The sequence below is a fragment of the Reinekea blandensis MED297 genome, from assembly GCF_000153185.1.
In the GTDB taxonomy this organism is placed as follows: domain Bacteria; phylum Pseudomonadota; class Gammaproteobacteria; order Pseudomonadales; family Natronospirillaceae; genus Reinekea; species Reinekea blandensis.
Genome location: NZ_CH724149.1, coordinates 482,897 through 503,523, shown reverse-complemented (window position 1 = coordinate 503,523; position 20,627 = coordinate 482,897). Strand labels below are relative to the sequence as shown.

Genomic DNA, 20,627 nt, shown 5'->3' with positions numbered 1-20,627 from the left:
ACGAAGTACCGCAGCTTCTAACTAACGATCGAATGTGTCTCCTAACCTTGGGAAAAGTCAGCGCCGAACTCCCTTTTCACTCCACTCATGGTGAACAGCGCACCGTTACAGTCGGCACAAGTAGCGAGCTTGCAAGTACAGCGTAAACCACGAAGAGCAGGCTTTAGGCTCGTGGTATGTAATGCACTTGTACGTAAATTCAAACCAATGACTCAAAGCCCTTAGCAACTGTGCCGGGTACAAACTCGGTTATTTGGTAATCGGCTACCCCTTCCCGGTGAAACGGGTCTTCCTTAATAATCTTTTCTATATTGCTAAGAGACTCGTTCTTAACAATGATGATTCCGCCCGTTCGAGGTTCTTTTCGACCCGAAACCACGAACAAACCTTTCTCATAGTATTTATTTAAAAACTCGAAATGCTCATCGATGAGAGGGTCAATGAGATCAAAATCGACTTTGTAATCAATTGAGATTACGAACATAAAGTTCCCTTTAATAGTTAATGTCTGTAGCAGTTGCGTAGGCTTTTTCGCGTTGAGCACCTGCAACTGTTAGGAGCTGACTACCTTTGCAATCAGGTCCCCCTTTAGTTTCGTATATAGCTTTCGATCTGATTGATGCTTTTCGGCTAGCCGTTCTTTGAGCTCAGCATATTCAGCTTTTAAATTTTTATCAGACCTAAGCGACTCTCTGAACTTAACGTAATCCCGAAGTTGGGAAGTCCCTGCAAATGAAACATGGATGTAATGTGTTCTATAGGATTCAGGACCCTTGGCAAAGAAAAAGTCGCCTTCAATATCTCTTTCGCCAAAATACTCATAAATATCGTTAGGCAGAGCTTTAATGATTTCATTTAGGTCTTCGGTAGATTTCACTTCTATTCCAATGTCTATGATTGGCTTTGCCTTTAGCCCTGGTACTGAAGTGCTTCCTATGTGCTCAATACGAGAAATATTCGAACCAGTAAGCTCCAGCAGAACCGATCGTTCCTTTTCAAACTCTATAGGCCATTGCTCTGAGTATTCCCTAAGAGCAACAGTCCCTCGTTTTAATCCGATACTCATTGGTTCCAAACTAAGGTTAATCGGCGCAGACTGATACTTCCGATGAAGCGTATCAGAACGAAATTCAACATTTTGTCAGATGCTTTTTGCAGGTGGACATTGAGGAATCTGGACTTCATCACCATCTGTTTCCCTCCGCCATATCGACATTTACTTTTTCAAGATGCAAGTTCCCTGTCTCATCAGGAATAGATCGTAATGCAAAGCTGAATCTATTCATATCTAAACATAAATCAAAATCTGATGAAGGGCACCACGGTTTATCTGGGTCAAAAAATCGTTCTGAGTAGGGAGAATTACATAAAGTCTCAACAATAGCCGTCTCATCAAACGGTTGGTTGTTTAACAGCATCTTAATATATTCAGCACAAAGGTCATCTTCATCAGATTGGCTTTTAGCTTCAAGCCCCATTTTAACCAGCGTTACCTTATCAGGATTTCTATCTTTAATGTATTTAGCCGTCGCCTTTGCGTTTACAAATGCTCCCGTGAGAACTTCATCCGCATTTACTGCGTTAACTAATCCTTGAGTACCGGCGTGCGTGGTATGGACAACTGCCTTACCCAATAGGTTCGCAGCCATAATTTCTGTTGGCGAGTTTCCATAGTCAAACCCCGGTAGCTTCTTGCCTTTCCTTTCGCCAACCAGGATCCCATCATCAAAACTTTTCACCAAATCATATGCGTCATCGACGTCACCAATAGGGTATATTTTGGAAACACCCTTGCTAAAGCAATAACAGGCAACAGAAAAAGCCCTAAAAACATCTATAACAACCGCTATACCTTCAGCGTTCCTAGCCCCATCTACAAAATTGACTATATCTATTTTCATACTTTCTCTCTGGGCATCTTTGGCATGTAACCTTTTAGCACTGCCGCGAGCGTTAGTGATTCGAAGGCCAGCTCGCAGCAACGTGGAGGGATTATACAGGGGCTTTTGTTACTTAACTTTCTTATGAGTGGTTTTGGCCTTAAGACAAATCACGTGACGCACCTGGGAGAAGTTTTGCAAACTTCTTTTTACCTAACACGCCGTATAAGAAAAATACTGGACCGAGAATAAAACCAACCCAAAGGTCTGGGCTGTTTAATGAAAGAAATAGAAATAGAGCCATCCCGAACATGAGAAGCCCTAAAAGTACAGCTAGTACTCTAGTGATCTTTGTTGATGCAGTCTCTTTCATTTTCTACTTAATACTCATAACGGCTTTCGGTTTCAGTTTCGGTGAAGTTCAAAGGCCTAGTACAAGGCGCACATCGCAGAACATATTGTGATCTTTTCAAGAAGCGCTACGCCGATGTAGGGCTTAAATGGCACGCTGAAAGCAGACGAACTTTTGACTCAGGACACTAACTGTTCTGAGTATTAGTCCGACATTAACGCCCGCACACGACAAGCGTAACGCTCCAGAAGATCATCCACAATGTTCATGGACTCGAGCGCAGAGACGGTATCCAGTAAGTAGTCGGACGCTCGCCCCAAAGGGCCAACGCCTAACGCCAGGTCCTGGCAACGCTCTTCAAAACTCAAATCCCCGGCGTATTGCGGATAATCCCGATCCATAACAAACACTATGGCATGTACCGACCCTTCGGCCTGAGTGTCTACCGGCAACCACATCGGGGTATAAGCACCGGTGACCATTTCACGTGCCCAGAGGATGTCGAGTTCACTGTCCAGATGTTCCGGCGCCATGCACAGGGCCTGTCCGTAACAGTGCTGGCCTTTTTCCAGCCCCAGAACCAGCCCCGGTTGCTCCAGGTTACCGCGGCCAATATAGGTACGCAGACAAAAATCCCGGTGGTACCCGTTCAGGTACGCATCCACCTGTTCGGTAAAGTGAAAAGCCGGGTTCCATAACAGCGAGCCGTAAGCAAACACCCAAACCCGACCGTCGCTGTTCGGGTTCTCCGTCAGCATCCGTTGCCAACTTTGCCGTCGCTCTTCGGCGGTCGTCAAACGTACCAGCCCGAGGTCGGCGGCTTCCTTTGCCATGGCTTCAATGGCACCGTTCTGTATGGCTTCTCGACTGATGTTGGTCACGGACTGCATCTCTTCTCGTGTAGTTCAGGCTGGGAGGGTCACTGAGGAAAGCCTAACGAAGTCAGTTTCAAATGACCAGCCGACGGCAAGTTCACCCCATTTCAACCAGTTCGGCCACTTCCAGTGTGCCGTTAATCGACAGGAACGGACAGCGTTGAACCATGGCCAGCACTTCGTCCATCGATTCCGCCTGCAGCACGGTATAGCCGGACATGCGTGACTGACTGCCCGCAGAGGCCTGGCCATCCGGCGTGACCGTATGGCCATCTTTCAAGGGGTTCATAGCGCTGACAACCGCATCACCAAGGCCGCCTAGCCATTGTTGATACTCTTGAAAATGCGCAGCTCCGGCTTCTTTGCTGGTCGGTGTATCGCCACCAAAATAGGTGATCATAAAACGCTTCATGTCTGCCCTCTCCGTGTCTTTGCCGACTGAATGCCGACCTCAAGTTACTATAGCCGGTTTTTCGGTCATCATGCTCGGGTCGGTCAGTGCTAACTGCAAAAAGGCATCCACATAATCCAGACCGTCTTCGCCTTCACGAAACCCCAGATGTATCTGCTTATGAATGCCATCCTGGCCTAGAGGACGCCATTGCAGGGGCAATGTCCGCTGAACCTGCTGCACCAACCATTTTGGTAACGCACACACACCGCGGTCCGCGGCCACCAGCTGCAGCATGATGTCGGTATCCTCTACCGATTTATGCCGCGCCGGCAGACATTGCGCGGGCGTTAAAAACTGGCTGTATACGTCCAGCCGCTCCCGGTCCACCGGGTAGGCCAACAGCGTTTGCTGTTGCAAATCTTCCGGTCGGATCCAGTCTCGCTTGGTCAGTGCCGACTGATCACTGATCACCAGCACCTGTTCATAATCAAATACCGGCACAAATCGCACTCCCGCTTTATCCAGCGGGTCCGGGGTGACCAGAATATCGATGTCGTAACTGTACAGGGCCGCCATGCCACCGAACTGAAACTTCTGCTTCACATCGACGTCCACTTCCGGCCATTGGCGCAGGTAGGGCGTCACAATGCTGAGCAGCCACTGGTAGCAGGGGTAGCATTCCATGCCGATTCGCAGCTGCCCTTTTTCACCGCGAGCCATATCGCGAACCACCTGATCGGCATGCTCAAGTTGCGGCAACAGACGCTTGGCGACCGCCAGCAGATAATGGCCGGCCTGCGTCAGCTCCATCCGGCGACCCGTGCGCTGCCACAATGGCGTACCAATCTGTTCCTCAAACTTCCGAACGGTATGACTCAACGCGGACTGTGTCAGGTTCATTGCCTGTGACGCGGCCGTCATCGAACCCAGTTCATCGATATGTTTCAGAATGGCCAAATGATGACGTTCTATCATAGAAAATCTCGCTTTTCCGGGTTATTCGCCAACTAAAACGCGAATTATATGAATTTTACTCATACAACAATGAATTAATACCATTTTTCATCAACATCGGTTCTTCATAGCATGTCGGCGTTCTCATTCACCTTCAGGGATACGACACGCATGGCACAGATTCACAACCTTGGCTTTCCACGCATTGGCGAAAAGCGAGAGCTCAAATTTGCACTGGAAGCCTACTGGCACGGCAATGAGTCCGCTGACCAGCTGACCACAATTGCCGATACGCTCGAACGCCGGCACTGGCAACATCAGGCCCAGCTCGACTGGGTTCCGGTGGGGGATTTTTCCCTGTACGACCACGTTCTGGACACCGCTATGACACTCGGTGCGATCCCCGAGCGGATCCGCGAAGCCACCGAAACCGATCTGGACCGGTACTTTCGCTTTGCCCGTGGTCGCTCACCGGAAAGCGGCGTCTGTTGCGGCACTCGTGCCGGCAAAATGGTGAAATGGTTCAACACTAACTACCACTACATCGTGCCGGAGCTATCCGCCAACACTCAGTTCAGCTTAAACAACCGTCGACTGGAGCGTGCCCTCGATACGGCCCGTCAGGAAAACATTGCGGCCAAGCCGGTCATTCTCGGTCCGCTGACCTTTTTAGCGCTATCGGAGTTCTCCGACGGTTCTGACCCGTTGGCAAAACTGCCCGATCTGGTTCAGGTTTACGGACAATGGTTGAATGCGCTGGCCAGGAGCGGCGCGACCTGGGTACAAATCGATGAACCCATTCTGGTAACCGATCTGGCTCAGCCTTGGCAGACCGCGTTCGAAACGGCCTACCACCAACTGCAGTCCGCGCCGGTTAAATTGCTGCTCACCACCTACTTCGGTGAACTGCGCAACAATCTGCGTCTGGCGTGTGAGCTGCCGGTTGCCGGGCTGCATGTCGATGCCATTGAAGGCCGCGAAGAAGCGCTGCGCGTTGCCGATTGGCTGCCCAGCCATAAGGTTCTATCGCTTGGTGTTATCAACGGACGAAACATCTGGCGGAATGACCTGAACGATACCCTGACTTTTCTGGAGCCATTGGCTGAACGTTTAGGTGACCGGCTGTGGCTGGCGCCGTCGTGCTCATTGCTGCACGTGCCGGTCACTGTCCGGCATGAAACGCAACTGGATCCGGCGCTGAAAAAGACGCTCGCGTTTGCTGTTGAAAAACTCTACGAACTGCAGATTCTCGCCCGGGCATTAAACGTCGGCCGGGACACCGTGTCTGCAGAACTCGCGCAATGCCAGCAGGCGCTGACCGACTATCGGCAATCGTCCAAGGTGATCAACCCCGAGGTGCAGAGCGCCTTGAAGGCCATTCGCCCGGAGGACACTCAGCGACACTCGCCGTTTGAAGCGCGCTACGCCACACAGCAGGCTCAGTTGTCGCTGCCGGTTCTGCCCACCACCACCATCGGTTCGTTTCCGCAGACCGCGACCATCCGCTCCGTCCGCCGGGATTATCGTCAGGGACACCTCACGGAGGACCGCTATCGAGAAGCAATGCAGGAACAGATTCAATACGCCATCGCCGAACAGGAACGCATCGGGCTGGATGTGCTCGTGCATGGCGAAGCCGAGCGCAACGACATGGTGGAATACTTCGGTGAACAGCTTGACGGCTTTGCGTTCAGCCAGTTCGGTTGGGTGCAATCGTACGGTTCACGCTGCGTGAAGCCGCCGATCATTTACGGGGATGTGTCCCGTCCCGGTGATATGACGGTGGCGTGGACTCAATACGCCGCCAGTCTGACCGACAAACCGGTCAAAGGCATGCTGACCGGTCCGGTCACGATTCTTAACTGGTCGTTTGTCCGCGAAGATCAGCTTCGCCGGGAGACTTGCCGACAAATTGCGTTGGCCATCCGCGAGGAAGTGAACGCACTGGAAGCGGCGGGCACCACCATCATTCAGATCGACGAAGCCGCACTGCGTGAAGGGTTGCCCTTACGGCAAAGCGATTGGAACGAGTATCTGACCTGGGCCATTGATGCGTTTCGTCTCAGTGCCAATGGCGTCAAAGACAGTACGCAAATACATACCCATATGTGTTACTCGGAGTTCAACGACATCATTGATGCCATTGCTCGCATGGATGCCGACGTCATTACCATTGAAGCGTCGCGCTCCAACCTGAAACTGCTCGAAGCGTTTCGATCTTTCGAGTATCCGAATGCGATCGGCCCGGGGGTTTATGATATTCACTCTCCGAACGTGCCGGACACGGCAACTTTGCAAGTGCTGGTTCAGAAGCTGACGGAAACCATTCCGATTGAACGGCTGTGGGTCAACCCGGATTGCGGCTTAAAAACCCGTCAGTGGGAGGAAGTTGTGCCATCCCTCACGCATATGGTGAAGGCAACAGAGGCGATTCGGTTCTCTCAAACGAAAAAAGCCGGATAACAGATCCGGTTCAGTTTGCTGTTAAACCCCGACGACAAAAAGGTAGCTTTCAAATGGATCGCTGCAAGTATCCTCCTGATACGCTCGACGAAAACATCCATGTTTTCAACGCCCATTTGAAAGCTACCTTTTCATCGTCTCGAAACCAATGGTGACTTTGTCATCAGTCTGAGCCGGATGCGCTACCAGGATGACTGTCGCATTAACACGGCCAGTCATCCACGCTCATTGAGTTAGCTTTCAACAAACGCCCGTTCAATCACGTAATGCCCCAGCTCCCCTTGTTTCGCCTCTTTAAATCCGCGGGCATCCAGGATTTTGCAGGTATCTTTGAGCATGCTGGGGGAACCGCAGATCATGAAACGATCATGTTCCGGGTCCATGTCCGGCAAACCGATGTCCGAAAACAGCTTGCCGTTTTCCATCAGCTCGGTCAGTCGGCCCATGTTTTCATAAGACTCACGCGTGACCGTTGGGTAGTAGATGAGTTTTTCGCGAACCAGATCGCCGAAGTACTCGTTGGTCGGCAACTCGTCCCGGATCAGATCCTGATAGGCCAGTTCGTCGACGGTGCGGACCCCGTGGGTGAGTATGACCTTGTCGTATTGTTCGTAGACTTCCGGGTCTTTGATAACACTCATGAAGGGCGCCAGTCCGGTACCGGTACTGATCATGTAAAGGTTACGGCCCGGCAGCAGGTTATCGACGATCAACGTTCCGGTTGGTTTGGAGCCAACGACGATTTCGTCACCCACCTGAATCTTCTGCAAACGAGACGTCAACGGCCCGTCCGGCACCTTAATGCTGAAAAACTCCAGTTCCTCTTCGTAGTTCGCGCTGGCGATACTGTAGGCCCGCATCAACGGACGGCCATCGTCTTTTTCGAGGCCGATCATCACAAAATGTCCGTTTTTGAACCGGAACCCCATGTCTCGGGTGGTTTTAAAACTGAACAGTGATTCGTTCCAGTGATGCACCTCGGTGACCGTTTCTTTGCGCAGTGTGTTCGCCATAACGACTCCTGAAAATGATTGTGTTTAGGATTATGGGGGCGTTATCCTACCGATCAAACAGGATATTCAGTAATCTCTTATCGGAAAAATCGATAATGAAATACACACTCCGACAGTTAGAAATCTTTCTGGCCGCGGCACACCACCAGAGTATCTCCAAAGCCGCGCAGGAACTGGCCATGTCACAGAGCGCAGCCAGTGAGTCGTTGCGAACGCTGGAAGCCCAGTTCGATTTGCAACTGTTCGACCGGGCCGGCAAATCACTGCGGCTTAACGACCTCGGGAAGCAACTGAGGGTTCGGGCAGAAAAGCTCATTGACCATGCTCGCGAGCTGGAATCGGGGTTTCAGCAGCACAGTGACATTGGCCGACTGACCATCGGCGCAACGTTATCGATCGGTAATTATCTGACGATCCCCTTAATTGCCGAGTTCATGAAACAGCATCCCAGTGCCGATATTCAGCTCGATGTGGCGAACACCTCGTCGATTGTCGCCAAGGTGCGCAACTTCGATCTGGACATCGGATTGATCGAAGGGGAACGCCACGAACCGGATCTGGACGTCATCCCGTGGCAAGAAGATCACCTGGTCGTGTTCTGCAATGCGGACCATCCGTTAGCGCAAAAAGGCATGATGACCGAAGAAGATATTCTTAACGCGTCGTGGATTTTACGTGAACCCGGCTCTGGAACCCGGCAAACCTTTGACTGGGCGATGCATACGGTGCTGTCCCAACTGACCATTGCGCTCGAACTGCAACACACTGAGGCCATCAAACGTGCGGTTGAAGCCAACCTTGGCATTGGCTGCCTGTCGGCACTGACGCTGTCGGACGCCTTTCGCCGTGGCAACCTGGTGCCGTTGGACGTACCCGGCCACAATTTCCGGCGTTTTCTCTACTTTATTCTGCATAAAGAAAAGTATCGCAGTGCGGGGATCAGCCAATGGATCGACCATTGTCGGCGCTTTCAGGGACACATCAATGAACTCGGGAGTGGGTGAAATTCTGCTCCGCTCGCCTTATCATGCGCGCTCTTTCTGACCCGAGACCCAAGCATGGCCCGCATTGTTTTTCGCCTCAATCATGTTCCCGAGCCCGAAGCCGACGCGGTTCGAGAGCTACTTGCTGAACATGGCTTCGATTATTACGAGACCCATGAAGGACGTTGGGGGTTATCGGTTGCCGCCATCTGGTTGAAGCACGATGAAGATTTTGAACGCGCTCGTGAGCTCATTGATAAATTTCAAGCCACTCACAGCACGGCCATGCGTGATGAGTTTGAACAAGCGAAGCGTGACGGCAAAATCCCAACCTTCTGGCAGTTACTGAAAAGCAGTCCGTTGTTGTTCATCGCCTACTGGGGACTCATCATCGCAGTCGCTCTGCTCACTGTTGTGCCGATGTTTCAATTTTTTCTGTGACGAAACCACGCGGTTAACTGACTCAGAGTATCAATGCTGATCGGCATCGGGTGAATCTCCGGCCAGTTGTGAAACCCGCGCAACCACACTGCCGATAAGCCGGCGCTCTGCGCACCGCAAACATCGACGGTTGGGTGGTCACCCACCATCAAACAGGCTTCGGGTGCGATTCCAAGTACTTCTGCGACGTGGCGAAACGTCGCCGGGTCCGGCTTTTTCAGCCGTAACCGGTCGGAACTGAACACATCCACGCAAAACTCCCGAAGACCCAGCGCATCAACCGTTGCCTGGCGGCTGAGGTCATTGCCGTTGGAAAGGATCGCCACTGGCAGATTTTGCTTGCGTAACTCCGTCAGAATCTCGAGCGCCCCGGGCATCAAGACAGCGCAGGTCGGAAAACTGTGAAACCAATGATCGAGCAACGCCGCCTCAGACGGCGGGGATCGCCACGCCAACTCCCGATGCAGGCGATGTGCGATCGACGCTTTAATGGAGGGATGAGGATTGCCCGCGCGCCCGTAACCGCCATTGTCGGTTGCCGAAATCAGCGCAAACAACGACTTCGGATCGACGGTTTTCAGGCGCGACTGAAAATCTTGCAGGAAGCGTGCGACGTAACGTTCAATGCTTTGAGCGCGGTGCGTTAACGTATTATCGAGATCAAACAGCACCGCTTTTATGTCAGCCGCCCGCCAATCACGTCCTTGTAGACTCACGCTCAACGCTTCGCCATAACCTTGTCGATGTCGGCTGCACTGTGGCGTTCAATTACCTGCTCATGGTCTTCACCGAACGGTCGGTTCACCCGACGACCTCGTTTCACAGCCGGTCGAGCGGCAATCTCTTCACTCCAACGAACGACATGTTTGTAACTTGCGACGTCCAAAAATTCTCCGGCCTCATAGAGCTTGCCCTGTACCAAGGCGCCATACCAAGGCCAGGTCGCCATGTCGGCAATGGTGTACTCATCACCGGCCAGGTAACGATTATCCGCCAGATGACGATCCAGGACATCCAACTGGCGCTTGGTTTCCATGGCGTAACGGTTAATCGGATACTCATACTTTTCCGGCGCATAGGCGTAGAAGTGACCAAAACCACCGCCTAAAAACGGAGCACTGCCCATTTGCCAGAACAGCCAGTTCAATGTCTGGGCGCGCGACGGCTGCGTCTTCGGCAGGAATGCGTCAAACTTTTCGGCCAGATGTACCAGGATGGAGCCGGATTCAAACAAATGCAGAGGTTCCTCGCCACTGCGATCCAGTAAAGCCGGAATCTTGGAGTTCGGGTTGATGTCGACAAAACCGCTGCCGAACTGATCGCCCTCGCCAATGTTGATCAGCCAGGCATCGTACTCCGCCTCTGAGATGCCTTTTGCCAGCAACTCTTCGAACAGGATGGTGACTTTTACCCCGTTTGGCGTCGCCAGCGAATAAAGCTGGAATGGATGCTCACCGACCGGCAGCGTTTTGTCATGGGTAGGTCCGGCAATCGGACGGTTGGTACTGGCGAACTGACCGCCATTTTCGCCCTCCCAGGTCCAGACTTTCGGGGGGGTGTAGGTTGGATCGCTCATGCAGACTCCTCAGATGATTAGGTTGGTGACTCGCAGTAAGAGTACGCCTGTTTCAATAAGTTCGATCAGATTTCAATTTTTCAAGCCTGAGCGTTCAATCCGGAGCTTTTGAGCAGGGGCAAAGACCAACCATCACCGCCACTCCCGACTCTAGGGCCTGTTAACACTCATTTCGAGAATTCTATAGGTTGTGAGCCGGTTCAGGATCCACGAAATTAGCGTTAACAGGCCCTAATAAAAGCAATTGAATCGCGACCCGCGTTGGTCCCTGATGAAAAATCAAAAAGTAAAGTCAGGGTCTAACAGCCGCAAGCGAATCAGGCTATAGTGACACTGATCAAAAAACAATCAACCGTGTAGCTGTGCCGTAACACCTGTCAGACCGTCCTTTTCGGTCGGCATAACCTGAGATGAACAAGCCAGGCACTCCCATGACATGGACAACGTCATTCAGAATGCGCCAAGCCTATCGTCAACTGGCCGGTGATGATGAGCTGATCGATTTCAAAGACTGGAAAGCAGCGCTGTCCGTAAACAGTGACTTTCTTGCGCGCCGTCTGTTTGAACTCGCCGACACCGACCGGTCTGGTTACATCGACCGATCTGAGTTCAGCGCGTTTTTATCCCAACTGGCGCCGGAACGGAGCACACAGCGACTGAACTTTTTGTTTCAGTGCCTGGATGTCGAAGGCGATGGCCGTTTAAGCCAGCAAGAACTTCGCTCGTTGCTGCAGACCAGCCTCACCGAACAGAAGCTGACCCTGACCGATACCATGTTATCGGCGCTGACGGACAGTCTGTTTCACGCCAGTGGTGCGCGACGTCAATCGCTCGACCTAGAAGCCTTTGAACGGTTGATCAGCACCGAACCCGGCGTTGAACGCCAGCTGGATCGGTTTTATGCACACCTGCTCAATCGCCGACAACGACGACTGCAGCGTCATAAAAATCGGGCACCCTGGCGTCTCCGCCTGAAAGCTCAACTGCTGCAAGGCTTTGCCAGCAGGCTTTGGTGGTTTCTCTATCTCTTCGGTAACGTGGCTCTGTTTATCAATGCGCAACAGCAATATGCCGATGCCGGTGCATCCTTCGCTATTCAAATTGCCCGTGGCGCCGGTGCCTGTCTGAACCTCAATGCTGCGTTGATTCTTTTACCCGTGTGTCGGTCCTTGTTGAGTGGTGTCCGACATACGTTCATTGCGCGTCTGTTGCCCTTGGATCATCATACCGATATTCACCGGCACCTTGGGTTTGCCCTGATTTTCTTTACTGCCATTCATGCCATCGCTCATGGCATCAACTATTGGCAAACCGACACATCCATCCAAACCTTGATGACATCGCTTGCTGGTGCCACCGGTGTTGGACTCACGCTCATCCTCCTGTTCATGGCCTACGCAGCCTCGAAACGCCAAAAAAAACATGAACGTTTTGTTTTATCGCACCTGCTTTACGCGCCCTTTTTTGTGGCTCTGCTCTACCATGGACCGGACACCTGGCTATGGCTGGCACCGTCACTGTCGTTGTTTACCCTCGATGCGATCTTTCGCACGTTCCGGCGCTACCGTTCTGTCGACATTACGGCTTTGGAACCCCTGTCAGACAATGTGACGGAAGTTCGTTTTAAACGGGGTCGTTGGTTTCCGTTCAATCCTGGCGATTACATTAAAGTTCGGATTCCAGTGCTCTCACGGTGGCAATGGCACCCCTTTACGTTAAGTGCCGCGCCGGAAACCGACCGTTTCAGTATTCACGTTCGAACCGCAGGGAACTGGACCACCGCCCTTCATAATCTTTCGCGGAAACCGCGTCCCAAACGTCAGAAGTGGACGGCGTACATCGACGGCCCATATGCCGCGCCGACTTCCAGTTTGTATAAATCCTCAGTCGCTGTGATGATCGCCGGCGGTATCGGTGTCACGCCTTTTGCCTCTGTCATTCACAGTTTGACCAAGACGGAAAAAAGCAACCCGGAGACGCTGTACTTTCATTGGCTGAACCGTTCACAAGCGTCTTACGATTGGTTTTTATCAATGTTGTCGCAAGCGGAAAGCCGCTTGGGCCAAGATCGGCTGCAGGTGACCAATCATCTGACCAGTCTGGCACTGAACCTATCCAATGTGCTGTTACAGATTGCCTTCAGTGCCTACCGACAGCAACACGGTCAGGACCCGATTACGGGCTTACGCGCCACCACAGAAGCCGGACGACCCGACTGGGCCAGGATATTCAGCGAGCTACGACTGAAACACCCTGACACCACCATCCATGTGTATTTCTGCGGTCCCAAAGGGCTGGGTAAAAGCATTCGTCAACACGCCAAACTGCAAGGACTGTGCTTCCATGAAGAGACGTTTGATTAACCGTCTGCTCGCACTGGTGCTAACGCTGCCTCTGATAGCGGTCGCCCATCCGGCCGGCGGCATGGTGGCCAGTGACGGACAACTGGCCTGGTCCTATGTCTGTCCCATTGATGCCATCGAACATAAAGCCTGTGTCATGACCTGGTCGGAACGCGACGGAGTCAACCTCTGGATAAAGTCGGAGCGCACAGCCAGCGATTGGTTTTTGTCCCGGACATCGGATGGTCGCATCCTGTTAGTCGAGACAGCTTTTAACATTCATCAGGAGGCACACGAGTATCGGCTGTTTCAAGCCGAGGCCATAGGGGCACCGCTGACGGAACTGTCCTCCTGGCAACCGGATCCGGATCGTTTCGGTATGGCCGGGTTCGCCGAACTCACCCCCGGAACCTATCTGTTTGTGCGCTACCCGGACATTCTGATCAAACGGCATGGAGAACCGGCGACACCCTGGTCCGGTTCACTGCCCGGTATAGAGGCGCACGGCATCAGCGCGCTGTCTTCAGGGGAACTGTTAGTCCGGGCCGACAATCAGATCTGGCATGTCGACTTAACCGGGGAAGTTCGGCAAACGTGGGCAGATCTTAAACTCACTAACCTTGAAACCATTCCTATGATGGGCAACCGACTGTTTGATGCCACCTACGCGAACAATCAATTGAGCCTCGCATACTGGGGAGGTCGACAATGGCTAACGGTGAGACACAACACGCGCCAGATACTGCATCAGTTTCAACCGCCTTACTTACCACATCAGGTCGCTGCTGATGGCGATACGTTGTATATCCTGGCGTCTACACTCGATCCGGGTCACGTCGACGGTATCCAGCCCCAATTATTGCGTTGGCAAGCCGGATCAATAACACAGATTTGGCCGTAAACGACGGGCAAAAAAAACCAGGGACAAGCCCTGGCTAATACAGACAAGAGAACTCAATGATTAGTTGAGAAGTGCGTTACGAGTCTGAGCGTTGATCGGAATACGCAACACAATCGAACGGGTGTCACCCAGCATATGCACTTGCTGGTCGCCGATGCGTTCAACCGGAATTCCGATTCGGGACATCATGCGCTCAATGGCGGTAGAGGTTACGGTTACGTATTCATCGATGTTATGTTCGACCGCGTGAATGTAGGCGGCCTGAAGCAGTTTCAACGTCACTTCGCTGACGCTGGCATTTTTTGCCGAAGTGCGTTTGCTTACGGCAAAACGGCTCAACTCGACAATGCGTGGGTGGCAAGGTGCTTCCTGATCACCCAATAATACGGGGAATGTATCTTTCAGCATGTAACGACCGGTCGTTGGGATCAGACGCCAGCAGCCAATAACCTGCTGACCATCGTCTTTGGCATACAGATATTCTGCATGCTCATTGTCGTAATCATCCTGTTCAAAATCTCCCTGGGTTTCGAGTTCCCAGCCGAGACGTTTTTTGAAGACTTCGTAGCGCAGACTTAATAGCCCCTGAAAAGCTTGGGCTGGAATGGTTCGGTAATCTGAATGTTCGATTGTGAAACTCATTGGTCGTCTCCTTCTTCTTTTAAAATCATACTACCAAGGAACGCGCTGATAACGACCTGTCAGTTATTGCAGGTTTGCTCGAATAGTGAAATTAAACTGACTTATGGAGGGCATAAGCTAATAACAAAATGGAATAAACATAAAAACAAGGGAGAGGAACTCAACAACGTGGGTTGATTAGAAAAGCTGGATATAAGCAGGTTTCAACAGAGGGGGTTAATAATTCCACACAACAACGCTTTGGAAATCGCCTGATACCGATTGGTCGCCCCGAGCTTATTCGCCGCATTACTTAAATGAAAAATAGCCGTTCGTTCAGAGCAGCCCAGTATTTGTGAAATTTCCCAAGAACTTTTTCCCTCAGTTGCCCAGGTCAGGCATTCGATTTCCCGCTTGGTCAACTTCGCAGGCGGCTCTTTACTTTCGGAGACCCGTAACCGTTTCACCGCATCCTGAATGGCCGGCACTAACATCTGAATCACCGGAATGGCCTCAGCATACTTCAGTCGTTGCTCATCGGTGTTGTGATTGGACGCAAAACTGATCATGCCAAACTCACCAACCGCACCATGAATAGGCAAACTGAACCCCGCTTTGAGACCACTGGCTTCAGCCTCCCACATGATTTTCAAATCACTTCTGGAATAGCTGGGAGATTCGGAAATTTGAGCCCAGGTTACCGGCATATAGTTGCTGATGCTGTATTGAACAATCGGGTCACGTTTTGCATAACCAGACTCATCGTAGACCCGCCGCCATTCACCCGGGTAATTGTCATACATCAGAATGTCTGAATGAGTAATGCTGTTGGGCAGCGCCAGGCCGAACAAGAAGTAGTCGAACTCGACAACCTGCGAGATGGACTCAAGAATTTCGGGCAGCTCTGACGTAGACTGCGCTTGTTGCAGCCTTTCCAGTAAATCCATAACAACTTTCACTGACAAACTCCCCTTTTCCTGAGGTTTGGAGAAACAGCGTCATACTATTTAACCATAGACCTGGCTTGGCAATGCCTTAATTTTTTTGACGCAGCTTCAATTTTTTAGACGCAGTTCAAATATTTTTAAGCTGACTGCGTTTCTTTTTTTAAAATTAATGCAGTGGTAGATCTTCTACCAGTCGAAATCCAATAACAACCTTGTCAGGTTGACAGACTGGGTGACGACAACTGGTCCGGGTTAAATCATGGAACCGTGCAAAACTTCCCCCTCTGGCAATGCGCATGCCTTCAAGACTGCGCGCGCCGTTCGTTCCGATTATCGGCCGACCGAGATAATCGTTAAAGGAACTGCTGGTGTACTCTTCGACATTTCCGGCCATATCAGAAACACCGAACGGTGAACATCCATTCGCAAACATACCCACTGGCGTGGTGCTCATCATTTGTGTTTCGATCGTGTTTGCGCGATCCGGTTCAAACTCGTTGCCCCACGGAAAACGCAAATGATCTGAGCCGCTCGACACAAACTCCCATTCGGCTTCTGTGGGTAGACGAAACGAACGCCCGGTCAGATCTGTCAGCCATTCACAATAAGCCAACGCTGCGGCATAGGATACGGAAAAGACAGGATGGTTTGACTTGATACGGTCATAATGCCGACCCGACCACGAGGTCGGCGTGTTTTGGAAACCGGTTGCCTTTTCGAACTCGTAATATTCGGTATTGGTCACACAATACTTGGCCATGCGGAACGGCGACAGCTCAACGAGATGCTCAGGTCCGTCAAACTCCAAGACATCCCGCATCACACCAAAGGATCGGCTTTGCTCAAACACCGAGTCCATCTCGGACTCCGCCAGCCCTACCCGAACACGACCCGCCGGGATATCAATCATCGACGGATTGGTGAGTGAGATTCTGGGGTCGCCGCGACGCGCGAGTGCTTCACCGGCGGCTAACCGGTAATCAATTGGATATTCCTGGCTTTCAACAATAGAAACTAACAGTTCCGGGGGCTGCTCCCCGAGCTGCCGTACCGGTCCGTTACCTTCTGGAGCATGTTCAGCCCAGCCAGGTCGGAAAAGTTTCGCATTTTTCTTAGAGTCCACAATCATTCCTTTCGCTGAAAATGGCGACGCAACGACCACGCGGCTGAAACTTTCAATCCTGGCAATGACGACTCAACAGATCAGGACAAACAACAAGGCATTCGTGCCTTGGCGTGCTAAGGCGCCATCATCCTTGACGGCCCCCGTTGCGCAGCACAGTGTCTGTTGATTCGGGATTTCGGTAAACTGTCAAATGTAACAGGTCAATGGTTTGGTATATAAAGGCACAACGGATCTGTGACTGATCTGACATTCCCGATACACTGCGACGTCTGAAGATCGTCATTTACTCTGATCCTGCTGGGAGACCTCAAATGCTGCCTGATTTTCGTTCTGCCGAGTTCCTGAAATCTCATATCGACAGTATCCTCAAGTTCTACGAGCCGAACGTGAATGACCCGGCAGGCGGGTTTCGCCAGAATTACTTTGATGATGGCCGGACCTTTGATGACGCCCATAAGCAACTGGTCAGCAGCTGCCGGATGGTTTTCAACTACGCAACCGCCTCAACTTTGTTCCCGGAACACCCCGATTACGCCGACTTAACACAACAGGGTCTGGCGTTTGTTCGTGAACGTCACTGGCAAAACGAACGCCAGGGCTATGTTTGGGTACTGGACGGTGACCGTCCTGTTGATGAAACCAACCACTGCTACGGCATGGCGTTCGTCCTGCTGATGTATGCCACTGCGCTGAAATGCGGTGACGAAAGTGCACGGGCCGATGTTTATCACACCTTTGAACTGTTGGAGAAACATTTCTGGCGTCCGGAAGAACGTCTTTACGCTGACGAGATTTCTCCGGATTGGCAGACGGTCTCGCCTTATCGCGGTCAAAACGCCAACATGCACGCCTGTGAAGCGATGATCCTGGCGTATGAAGCCACCGACGATTCACAGTTCCTGGATCGGGCCTACACCCTTGCACAAACCGTTGCCATTCGACAGGCGGACCAATCCGACGGTCTGGTGTGGGAGCATTACACCCCGACGCTGGAGCCGGATTGGGATTACAACCGGGACGATCCGAAAAACCTGTATCGACCTTGGGGCTTTCAACCCGGTCATCAAACTGAATGGACCAAACTGCTGCTGATGCTGCACCGACATCGCCCTGAAAGCTGGATGGTTGAACGCGCCGAATCGCTGTTCCAGCGCGCCGTCGACACCGCCTGGGATGATACCCATGGTGGACTGTTCTACGGCTTTGCGCCCGACGGGACTATCTGCGATAACGACAAATACTTCTGGGTTCAGGCCGAAAGCTTTGCCGCCGCCGCTTTGCTTGCCACCGTAACCGGCAAGGAGGAATACTGGCGTTGGTACGACCGCTTGTGGAACTACTGTTGGCAGCACTTTGTCGACCACCGGCATGGTGCCTGGTATCGAATCCTGAATGCCGACAACAGCAAACTCACCGACCGGAAAAGCGAAGCCGGTGCCAAATGCGACTACCACACACTCGGGGCTTGCGCCCTGGTACTGGACCTGGTGGAGAAAAACGCCTGATACCGGGTCCTGGTAAAATTCACTGAATCACGATGAAGAAATGCCCCGACCGGGGCATTTAATGAGACCTGAATCACATTTCTGATCTCGCTGAAGACCGCATCCTACCAATGGATGAGATTATCATTCCAATCACATTCAAGCTGGAAATGCACTGTTTCAAAGACCTAACTGACACCAACACCTAACCCGATCAATCAAGACCCTGATCGACAGTTTTCAGACTCCGTTTGAACGTCTAAACTTCGGGCTTTGAAAACGCTTACCGGTACTGATCGCCTACATGCAGACGAACGTTAACCACATTTTCCGACGACGGCTTACTCAGCTCGTTGTCATAGCCGAAGTACCGCTGCTTCTGTTGGGCATAAAAGCCATCTATGAACCCGCTTACATCGACGCTTGGATTTTATTGGTCGGTGCGGTTCTGTTATTGGTGGTGCCCTGGTTTACCTATCAACAACGCCACAAACTCGCTTCCGGCTGTTTTATTGGCATTCTGTCTTTGATGATGGTCGCTATGCAGTGGAGTACCGGTGGCATCCGTGATAATTCAGTCATGGCGTTGCCGGGCCTGCTGATATTTGCCTCCATGATCGGCTTTAACAGCCTCTACAACAGTCTGCTTGTTTTCCTGATCTGCAACCTTTTGCTGATGGGTATTGCGGCTGACAGTGGCTGGGTGTTTGATCCATCAAGCAACTCATTTTCCAACGCCTTCAACATCAGTATCATTTTGGTCATTACAGCTATTGCAGCCAAGATCCTGGCGCGAGACAACATCAATCTGGTTGCGCTGCTCAATCAGCAAGTTGAGGAAGTACGCCGGGCCAAAGAAGATGTTGAGTTTCGAGCCCTGCATGACAACTTAACCAACCTGCCCAACCGTCAGTTTGCGGAAGAGCATTTCGATGTCCTCCAACATCGCTTGTCACGTGGCATGATCGCCAATGCCGCTGTCATTTATGTGGACTTCGATGAGTTCAAGGACATTAACGACACTCAGGGACACGCCGTAGGCGATCGCTTTCTGACAGCCAAAGCGCAGGCTCTTGTTGACTGCACCCGGGTGACAGATCAGGTCTGCCGGATTGGCGGAGATGAGTTTCTGATTCTCGTCGAAGACCTTGAAGAACTGCAACTGGCTCAACTGGCGCAAAAGTTACTTCAGCACGCGATGCGTGAAATTCAGATCGACGGCAATCTGCTGCATTGTACCTGTTCCATAGGCATCGTCTGCCTGCCAAAAGATGCCGAAACCTACGAAGACGCCGTCAAGCGCGCCGACATTGCCATGTACCGCTCAAAACGAGATGGCAAAAACCGTTTCCACTTTTATGACCGCTCCATGGAGTTAATCGTCAACCGGCGCTATCAACTGCAGAGTCAGATCATGAGCGCCATTCTTGATGAACAGTTCTATATTGTTTTGCAACCGATTGTCCATCTGGAATCCCGAAATATCGTCGGAGCGGAAGTATTGGCTCGGTGGGCACATCCGGAACTGGGTGAAATTTCTCCGGCTGAGTTCATCCCATTAGCTGAATCCAATGGCTTAATTGACGAGCTGTGGATATTTGTCATGCATCATGCTCTCGAAGCGGCGCGTTTGCTTAGACAGCTTGAGCCGGAGTTCTACGTCACGGTCAATATCGCTCCTAACCAATTAAAGTCTCCCGGGTTCTTTGATCAATGTGAGCACGTCATCCGGGAATCTCAGCTCCCCTTCAGCGCACTGAAACTCGAAATCACTGAATCTGAAATGATCGAACGGGATACCGAGTTTGATGCCACCCTCGATCAGCTCCATCAAAACAACATCGGCCTGTTGCTGGATGATTTTGGAACGGGATACTCCAACCTCGGGCATCTGCAGAAGATGTTGTTTGAAGCCATTAAGGTCGACCGCTTGTTCATCAACCACTGCCACTTAAACGAAGACACCGGCGCTCTGTTGCGCGCTATCGTTGCCATGTCCGGTGAACTGAACGTCGGACTCATTGCCGAAGGCATCGAAACCGAAGACGAACTCGCTCGTGTTCAGGAGTTAGGCATACTGAAAGGTCAGGGCTATCTGCTGGCTCGCCCCATGTTGGTCAACGATCTGAAACAAGCACTTCAGACCGCAGCCTGACGCCCTTCGTCGGTTTTCTCAGAACAGAACACATACCCTCTCAAGCTAAGCTAGCTGTTTTTTATTCAAAATAGCTATAAAAGTTTCCTTTCGATCAGCACAGGATCTTCTATTCTTCGC

The 20,627-nt window shown here is 51.7% G+C and carries 19 protein-coding genes; 7 read left to right on the top strand and 12 right to left on the bottom strand.

Annotated features, from left to right (window positions below):
* Window positions 1-199: 199 nt before the first annotated feature.
* The 6 genes from MED297_RS02305 to MED297_RS02275 form a co-directional block, all read right to left on the bottom strand.
* Window positions 200-484, bottom strand: a complete 285-nt coding sequence (locus MED297_RS02305) for a YciI family protein (protein ID WP_040556555.1) — start codon at window positions 482-484, stop codon at window positions 200-202.
* A gap of 69 nt (window positions 485-553) precedes the next feature.
* Window positions 554-1,066, bottom strand: coding sequence for a GrpB family protein (locus MED297_RS02300; RefSeq protein ID WP_008041991.1), 513 nt, complete (start codon window positions 1,064-1,066; stop codon window positions 554-556).
* 118 nt (window positions 1,067-1,184) lie between these two features.
* Window positions 1,185-1,901, bottom strand: a complete 717-nt coding sequence (locus MED297_RS02295; RefSeq protein WP_008041990.1) for a 2-phosphosulfolactate phosphatase — start codon at window positions 1,899-1,901, stop codon at window positions 1,185-1,187.
* Between the two features lie 534 nt (window positions 1,902-2,435).
* A complete protein-coding gene (locus tag MED297_RS02285) occupies window positions 2,436-3,122 on the bottom strand; it encodes a gamma-glutamylcyclotransferase (RefSeq protein ID WP_008041989.1) in 687 nt (228 codons plus the stop codon).
* A gap of 82 nt (window positions 3,123-3,204) precedes the next feature.
* Window positions 3,205-3,519, bottom strand: a complete 315-nt coding sequence (locus MED297_RS02280) for a YciI family protein (protein WP_008041988.1) — start codon at window positions 3,517-3,519, stop codon at window positions 3,205-3,207.
* Window positions 3,520-3,558: 39 nt separating this feature from the next.
* Complete coding sequence (locus MED297_RS02275; protein WP_008041987.1) at window positions 3,559-4,476, bottom strand: LysR family transcriptional regulator; 918 nt, start codon at window positions 4,474-4,476, stop codon at window positions 3,559-3,561.
* Between the two features lie 150 nt (window positions 4,477-4,626).
* Here MED297_RS02275 and metE point away from each other — a divergent pair, with 150 nt between their 5' ends.
* Complete coding sequence (metE, locus tag MED297_RS02270) at window positions 4,627-6,918, top strand: 5-methyltetrahydropteroyltriglutamate--homocysteine S-methyltransferase (RefSeq protein ID WP_008041986.1); 2,292 nt, start codon at window positions 4,627-4,629, stop codon at window positions 6,916-6,918.
* Window positions 6,919-7,151: 233 nt separating this feature from the next.
* Here the strand turns inward: metE and MED297_RS02265 are convergent, their stop codons facing one another.
* Entirely contained in the window at window positions 7,152-7,931 is a 780-nt protein-coding gene (locus tag MED297_RS02265) for a ferredoxin--NADP reductase (RefSeq protein WP_008041985.1), read from the bottom strand.
* Between the two features lie 95 nt (window positions 7,932-8,026).
* Between MED297_RS02265 and MED297_RS02260 the strand changes: the two genes are divergently transcribed.
* Together MED297_RS02260 and MED297_RS02255 are read left to right on the top strand one after the other, a co-directional pair.
* Window positions 8,027-8,935, top strand: a complete 909-nt coding sequence (locus MED297_RS02260; protein ID WP_008041984.1) for a LysR substrate-binding domain-containing protein — start codon at window positions 8,027-8,029, stop codon at window positions 8,933-8,935.
* 54 nt (window positions 8,936-8,989) lie between these two features.
* The gene (locus tag MED297_RS02255) at window positions 8,990-9,355 is read left to right on the top strand and encodes a DUF6164 family protein (RefSeq protein WP_008041983.1); all 366 of its coding nucleotides are present in this window, start codon (window positions 8,990-8,992) and stop codon (window positions 9,353-9,355) included.
* Here MED297_RS02255 and MED297_RS02250 read toward each other — a convergent pair.
* Both MED297_RS02250 and yghU read right to left on the bottom strand, forming a co-directional pair.
* Window positions 9,340-10,071: an HAD family hydrolase gene (locus MED297_RS02250; RefSeq protein WP_161599261.1), complete on the bottom strand. Its 732-nt coding sequence runs from the start codon at window positions 10,069-10,071 to the stop codon at window positions 9,340-9,342. The genes MED297_RS02255 and MED297_RS02250 overlap by 16 nt on opposite strands.
* Before the next feature lie 2 nt (window positions 10,072-10,073).
* The gene (yghU, locus tag MED297_RS02245) at window positions 10,074-10,931 is read right to left on the bottom strand and encodes a glutathione-dependent disulfide-bond oxidoreductase (protein ID WP_008041978.1); all 858 of its coding nucleotides are present in this window, start codon (window positions 10,929-10,931) and stop codon (window positions 10,074-10,076) included.
* A gap of 431 nt (window positions 10,932-11,362) precedes the next feature.
* On the opposite strand from yghU, the gene MED297_RS02240 reads away from it, so the two are divergent.
* On the top strand, window positions 11,363-13,294 hold the full coding sequence (locus tag MED297_RS02240; protein ID WP_161599260.1) for an EF-hand domain-containing protein: 1,932 nt from the start codon (window positions 11,363-11,365) through the stop codon (window positions 13,292-13,294).
* Complete coding sequence (locus tag MED297_RS02235) at window positions 13,275-14,174, top strand: hypothetical protein (protein WP_008041974.1); 900 nt, start codon at window positions 13,275-13,277, stop codon at window positions 14,172-14,174. The genes MED297_RS02240 and MED297_RS02235 overlap by 20 nt, the downstream gene beginning before the upstream one ends.
* A 60-nt stretch (window positions 14,175-14,234) precedes the next feature.
* Here the strand turns inward: MED297_RS02235 and MED297_RS02230 are convergent, their stop codons facing one another.
* From MED297_RS02230 to MED297_RS02220, 3 genes are all read right to left on the bottom strand, one after another.
* On the bottom strand, window positions 14,235-14,816 hold the full coding sequence (locus tag MED297_RS02230; RefSeq protein ID WP_008041972.1) for an acyl-homoserine-lactone synthase: 582 nt from the start codon (window positions 14,814-14,816) through the stop codon (window positions 14,235-14,237).
* Window positions 14,817-15,019: 203 nt separating this feature from the next.
* Window positions 15,020-15,754, bottom strand: a complete 735-nt coding sequence (locus MED297_RS02225) for a helix-turn-helix transcriptional regulator (RefSeq protein ID WP_154650820.1) — start codon at window positions 15,752-15,754, stop codon at window positions 15,020-15,022.
* A gap of 154 nt (window positions 15,755-15,908) precedes the next feature.
* Window positions 15,909-16,865: a formylglycine-generating enzyme family protein gene (locus tag MED297_RS02220; protein WP_161599259.1), complete on the bottom strand. Its 957-nt coding sequence runs from the start codon at window positions 16,863-16,865 to the stop codon at window positions 15,909-15,911.
* A gap of 314 nt (window positions 16,866-17,179) precedes the next feature.
* On the opposite strand from MED297_RS02220, the gene MED297_RS02215 reads away from it, so the two are divergent.
* Window positions 17,180-18,373: an AGE family epimerase/isomerase gene (locus tag MED297_RS02215; protein WP_008041966.1), complete on the top strand. Its 1,194-nt coding sequence runs from the start codon at window positions 17,180-17,182 to the stop codon at window positions 18,371-18,373.
* Between the two features lie 283 nt (window positions 18,374-18,656).
* Window positions 18,657-20,507: a putative bifunctional diguanylate cyclase/phosphodiesterase gene (locus MED297_RS02210; RefSeq protein ID WP_008041965.1), complete on the top strand. Its 1,851-nt coding sequence runs from the start codon at window positions 18,657-18,659 to the stop codon at window positions 20,505-20,507.
* The last annotated feature ends 120 nt before the right edge of the window (window positions 20,508-20,627 follow it).